Source organism: Tabrizicola sp. (genome assembly GCF_036781545.1).
Lineage (GTDB): Bacteria > Pseudomonadota > Alphaproteobacteria > Rhodobacterales > Rhodobacteraceae > Tabrizicola.
Map to the genome: position 1 here is coordinate 1 of NZ_DAIQAT010000234.1, position 3,959 is coordinate 3,959.

The following is a 3,959-nucleotide window of genomic DNA, read 5'->3' on the forward strand; positions in this document are numbered from 1 at the left end:
CCGACGGCCCGGCGGATTTCCTGCACGCCCCGAACCTGAAGCGCCTCGCCGCCCGCTCCACCCGCTTCGCCAACTGCTACACCGCCTCGCCCCTCTGCGCCCCCGCGCGGGCAAGCTTCATGTCCGGGCAGCTTCCCTCCCGCACCCGCGTCTACGACAATGCCGCCGAATTCGCCTCGGACATTCCCACCTATGCCCACCACCTGCGCCGGGCGGGTTATCAGACCGCGCTTACCGGCAAGATGCATTTCGTCGGCCCCGACCAGCTCCACGGCTTCGAGGAGCGGTTGACCACCGATATCTACCCCGCCGATTTCGGCTGGACCCCGGACTACCGCAAACCGGGAGAGCGGATCGACTGGTGGTATCACAACCTCGGCTCCGTCACCGGGGCGGGGGTGGCCGAGATCACCAACCAGTATGAATATGATGACGATGTGGCCTTCCAGGCGGTGCAGAAGCTGTACGATCTGTCGCGTGGGCAGGACCCCCGCCCCTGGTGCCTGACCGTCAGCTTCACCCATCCGCACGACCCTTTCGTCGCCCGCCGCAAATACTGGGACCTCTACGAAGGCACCGCGGAATGCGAGCCGCCCGAGGGGCTGGCCTATGAAGACATGGACCCCCACTCCAGGCGCCTGATGGACGCCTGCGACTGGCGGTCGCTGGAGATCACCCCCGACCACATCCGCCGCGCGAAACGCGCCTATTTCGCCAATATCAGCTACATCGACGACAAGATCGGCGAGATCCTCGCGGTGCTGGAAGCCACGCGGCAGGAGGCCGACATCGTCTTCCTCTCCGACCACGGCGAACTTCTGGGCGAGCATGGCCTCTGGTTCAAGATGAGCTTCTACGAAGGCTCGTCCCGCGTGCCGCTGATGATCACCGCGCCGGAGATGCCGCCCGGCCGGATCGACACGTCGGTCTCCTCTATCGACCTCGCCCCCACCCTCGCCGCGCTGGCGGGCATCTCGATGGACGAGGTCGCCCCCTGGACCGAAGGCGTCGACCTGATCCCGGTCGCGAACGGCGCCCCTCGCGGCCCGGTGGCGATGGAGTACGCCGCCGAAGGCACGATCACCCCGATGGTCAGCTTGCGCGAAGGCGCCTGGAAATACATCCGTTGCCCGGCAGACCCCGAACTGCTGTTCGACGTGGCGAACGACCCCGGCGAGCGCGAAAACCTCGCCCGCGATCCCCGCGCGGCTACGGTCCTGCAGCATTTCCGCAAACTCGCCGACGCCCGATGGGACCTCTCCGACTACGACTCGCAGGTTCGCGAAAGCCAGGCCCGCCGCTGGGTGGTCTACGAAGCACTTCGGAACGGCGCCTACTTCCCCTGGGACCACCAGCCTCTCCGCGCCGCGTCTGAGCGCTACATGCGCAACCACATGGACCTGAACGTGCTGGAGGAGAACAAGCGCTTTCCGCGAGGGGAATAGTGCGGCGGAAGCAGCGCCGCCCCTTCCAGCCCCGGCACCTGCTCTTTTCAAAATACTCCCGCCGGAGGCTCCACCGCCTGCCCAGGTCGACCGGCCCGGCCCCGATCCGCGGCAGCGCCGTCCGAGGGGTTCGATGCCCCGAGGACGGCCCCCGGCCAGGATCACCGCGCGTCGCGCAAGACCGCTTCCGCGCCCTTCCAGCCCATCAATATCGCGGGCGCATTGGTGTTCCCGGCGATGATGTTCGGGAAGGCCGAGGCGTCGATCACCCGCAGCCCCCCCACCCCATGCACGCGAAGCCCCGCGTCCACCACCGATGACCCCAGATCCCGCCCCATCCGGCAGGTGCAGCTCGGGTGATAGACCGTCCCGGACCGCGCGCGGAAATCGGCGATGAGCGCCTCGTCCGTCACCACCTCCGGGCCCGGACGCAACTCTTCCCGGATCAGCCGCGCCATGGCCGGTTGCGCGGCGATCCGGCGCAGGAATTTCACCGCCGCCAGCATCTCCTCGACATCATGATCGGTGGAAAACGCATTCGCCGTGATCACCGGATGATCCTCCGCCCGCGCGGTGCGCAGCCGGATATGGCCCCGGCTGGTCGGACGGCAGTTCGACAGGCCGATCGACATCCCCGACCAGGGGTCCGGCGTCAGCAGGGGCCGCTCGCCCTCGCGTGGGATCAGGGTGGAGAAAGCCTGGAAATACAGCTGCATGTTCGGCCGGTCGAGGTCCGCCCGCGTCCGGAAGAACCCGCCGCCGTGGTTGATCGACTTCGCCAGCGGCCCCCCGCCGCCGATGAAATACTGCAACCCCGCGCGCAGCTTGCCCCACCAGGGGCGCAGCTCGTCATTGTAGGTCGGCACCGTCATCGACCAGGTGTAGTTGATCCCCTGATGGTCGCTCAGATGGTCGCCCACATTCGGGTTGTCCAGCGCCACCGGAATGCCCAGCGACTGCAACAAGGCCCCCGGCCCGATCCCCGACAGCTGCAAGAGCTGCGGCGAGTTGATCGCCCCCCCGGCCAGGATCACCTCGGCCTTCGCCCGCAGCACATGGGTCTCGCCACCCCGGCGGTATTCCACGCCCACCGCCCGGCCACCCTCGATCACCACCCGGCTGACCGGCGCATCCGTCACCACCCGCAGGTTGGCCCGCTTCATCGCCGGGCGCAGGAAGGCCCGCGCCGCCGAGTTCCGCCGCGCGCCCTTGATCGTCATCTGGTAGACCCCGGCACCCTCCTGCACCGCGCCATTGAAGTCCGGGTTCTCCGGCAGCCCGGCCTCGCCGCAGGCGGCGACATAGCTTTGCACAAGCGGGTGCAACCCCGAACGGTTCGCGGAAATGAACAGGGGCCCGCCAGACCCCCGCCACGCGTCCCCGCCCGCCTCGTTGTCCTCGATCGCCCTGTAGGCCGCCAGGCAATCCTCCCAGCCCCAGCCGGGATTGTCGCGCCCCCAGTCGTCGTAGTCGGCCCGGTGCCCGCGGATCCAGACCATCGCGTTGATGCTGGAGGATCCCCCCAGCAGCTTGCCCCGCGGCCAATGGTCCCGCGCACCGGCGAGCCCCGGGTCGGGCTCGGTCCGGTACAGCCAGTTGACCGCCGGATCGTAGAAGAGCTTGCCGTAGCCCAGGGGCAGCTGCACATAGAACCGCCGGTCGGTGCCCCCCGCCTCGAGCAGCGTCACCTTGTGGCGCCCGTTCGCCGTCAGCCGGTCGGCCAGCACGCAGCCCGCCGAACCCGCGCCCACGATGATGTAATCGGTCTCGTCCATGCGCCCCCCGGGAAATAGCGGCGACCCTAGCGGTCGGTCCGGCGCGGAACCGTCCGGTTTGCGACACCCGATGTCGCGCCGGGATCGCCCCTCGTTCGACGACGAGCCTCAGGCCTCAACCTCGAAGGTCGGCGCGTAGTCTACCGGAAAGCTCACCGACCGGGCGATGAAGCAGACTTCGTGGATACGGTGGTGGATGGCTTCCGCCGCCGCCAGATCGGTTCCCGGCCCAACCACCACATGCGGACGCAGTGTCACCTTCACGAACCGCCCCGCACCGCCGCGCCCGACCTCGCCGACGCCAAGCGGCGCGTCGGAATAGCCGCCCACCACGATCCCCGCATCGCTGGCATAGTGCAGGTACCACAGCATATGGCAGGCCGAGAGCGCGCTGAGGAGCAAATCCTCCGGGTTCATCTTGCCCGGATCACCGCCCAGAAGCGGATCGTTGGAACAATGCACCACCACCTTCCCCGGCACTGCGATGTCCCAGGTCCGGTCATAGGCCTTGTAAAGCGCCGTCCCCTCCCCGCGGTTGCCGGTCCAGAGGATGCGGGTGGTATAGTCGTGATTGGGCATGGATCACCTCGGAAGGTCTGGGGGGAGTGCCCCAGCCTAGCCAGCCGATCCGGGAACTGGAAGCGGTGACGGCGCGGCGGTGCGGGACCGCACAGAGACCGGGCTGCCCGGGTTGCAAGCGGGCGGGCCTCCCGGCATAGTCGGGCGAAATCAACGGGAG

General features: G+C 68.3%; 3 protein-coding genes. 1 reads left to right on the forward strand and 2 read right to left on the reverse strand.

What is annotated here, in order from left to right:
* Nucleotides 1–1,445 (forward strand): choline-sulfatase (gene betC, locus V7Q39_RS19825; RefSeq protein WP_333818336.1); only part of this gene is annotated, 1,445 nt, incomplete at its 5' end.
* 161 nt (nucleotides 1,446–1,606) lie between these two features.
* Here the strand turns inward: betC and V7Q39_RS19830 are convergent.
* Nucleotides 1,607–3,220 (reverse strand): GMC family oxidoreductase, encoded by a 1,614-nt coding sequence (locus V7Q39_RS19830; RefSeq protein WP_333818337.1) that lies wholly within the window; start codon nucleotides 3,218–3,220, stop codon nucleotides 1,607–1,609.
* 108 nt (nucleotides 3,221–3,328) lie between these two features.
* Nucleotides 3,329–3,799 (reverse strand): OsmC family protein, encoded by a 471-nt coding sequence (locus V7Q39_RS19835; RefSeq protein ID WP_333818338.1) that lies wholly within the window; start codon nucleotides 3,797–3,799, stop codon nucleotides 3,329–3,331.
* Nucleotides 3,800–3,959 lie beyond the last annotated feature (160 nt).

Excerpts from the sequence above, each read along its gene's own strand:
- V7Q39_RS19835 (WP_333818338.1), bottom strand. The coding sequence starts at position 3,799 with ATGCCCAATCACGACTATACCACCCGCATCCTCTGGACCGGCAACCGC.
- V7Q39_RS19830 (WP_333818337.1), bottom strand. The coding sequence starts at position 3,220 with ATGGACGAGACCGATTACATCATCGTGGGCGCGGGTTCGGCGGGCTGC.